The sequence below is a fragment of the Collinsella aerofaciens genome (assembly GCF_040915545.1).
GTDB lineage: Bacteria > Actinomycetota > Coriobacteriia > Coriobacteriales > Coriobacteriaceae > Collinsella > Collinsella aerofaciens_BE.
The window spans coordinates 1-1,314 of the sequence record NZ_JBCPDH010000074.1; the positions used below are offsets into that span (position 1 = coordinate 1).

General features: G+C 49.2%; 3 protein-coding genes. 2 read left to right on the top strand and 1 reads right to left on the bottom strand.

The window, feature by feature from the left end:
* The coding region (locus AB5202_RS09960) for a hypothetical protein (RefSeq protein WP_368144678.1) at positions 1-212 on the top strand (212 nt) is incomplete at its 5' end.
* Here AB5202_RS09960 and AB5202_RS09965 read toward each other — a convergent pair.
* Positions 209-334, bottom strand: a complete 126-nt coding sequence (locus AB5202_RS09965; RefSeq protein WP_267471256.1) for a hypothetical protein — start codon at positions 332-334, stop codon at positions 209-211. The two genes, AB5202_RS09960 and AB5202_RS09965, sit on opposite strands and share 4 nt — an antisense overlap.
* 245 nt (positions 335-579) lie before the next feature.
* Between AB5202_RS09965 and AB5202_RS09970 the strand changes: the two genes are divergently transcribed.
* Positions 580-1,017, top strand: a complete 438-nt coding sequence (locus tag AB5202_RS09970) for a hypothetical protein (protein ID WP_368144676.1) — start codon at positions 580-582, stop codon at positions 1,015-1,017.
* Positions 1,018-1,314: the final 297 nt, after the last annotated feature.

Genomic DNA, 1,314 nt, shown 5'->3' on the forward strand with positions numbered 1-1,314 from the left:
GTATCGGGTTCCCACATTCATCCGCACATGTGCGGATGAATGTGGGAAGTGTTCGGATGAAGTTGATAATCAAGGCTTCGATAGCAAACGCAATTTGGTTTTTGAAATATGGACGAATTCCTCGTCAGGAGGGTAAAATGGTGCCGACGGCAGCCCAAGTTGTAGAGAGCTGGGCAGAGCCGTTGCTTAATGAAGTTGGGTCATCGTCTTAGCGACGGTGGCCTTTCTTTTTGGGCTTCGAACCCTGCTTGAGTGCCTTGGAAAGGACGACAAGGGCCGTGAGGAGCGAGACCATAGCAGTCAGGAGCTTCACGAGCTCAGTGAAATCGGTCATGGGCATCACCTCCCATCGGATGGAGGGCTCTGCCCGGCACGAGGGCTGCCGACAGCAAGGACGATTCTATCAGAGCGGCTGACTCCCGCCCGATTATTACCATCCCACCGCGCCTGTGCAAAAAAGAGGGCCGCCAAACAGCGACCCTCCAGCGAAAGTGCATGTTATTTAGGACAGTCAAATTCTTTGAAAAACAAATGGATGCTGTAGAATTACAAATAAGAGTCACCCGGAAGGAGCGATCGATGAAAAGCAAACGATTTGTCCTGAATGCACTTCTGGTAGTAGCAATATTGACGCTCTTCGTCTTTTCGTACTCATACATGAATCAGCCAAGATTTGGATATGCTTTATACGCTGTTTTTTCCGGCGAAACAACTTACAACACTATAGGCTTCATTGACGCAATCTTTTTCTATGTAGTCGGCCCCGTATCAAGCGAACTGGTCGCTTTTGTTGTCAGCTACAACCTGAATCAACAAAGCCAAACTCACTCAGCGACTTCGGCCAAACAAGGAATCAATCTCTTCGCAATAATGATAATTCTGCAAATTGCGACCGTGTTGATTATCGCCCTGACCGCAACAAACGTTTTGAAGTATGAGTTCGGATTCACCGCGAGCTGTCTCATGGCAATTGCCGCGGGTATAGCGGTTTCGTATACGACACCGGCAAAGAAGTAGATAAACTAACAGGGCCTATTTGGAATCCGAATCGTCCATGGAACCGTCGATGCCGGTTTTGGTGTCGTCATCCGTATTGGAATCGTCATCCTTGGGGCTTATAGGACACACATTTTGTCCTATAAGCCCCGATCAATTCATACTCCTCATCCTCGCCGAATTGCGAGTATGGCAGAATCGGCACTGGATGGCAGCGCGCTAGGCCGTGTCCGCGGAGTTACCCCATTACAGTCTGAAATAGGCCATCGATAAATTTCGATGGCGAGCATTCGGCGCATTGCCTACGATACGGGCAAG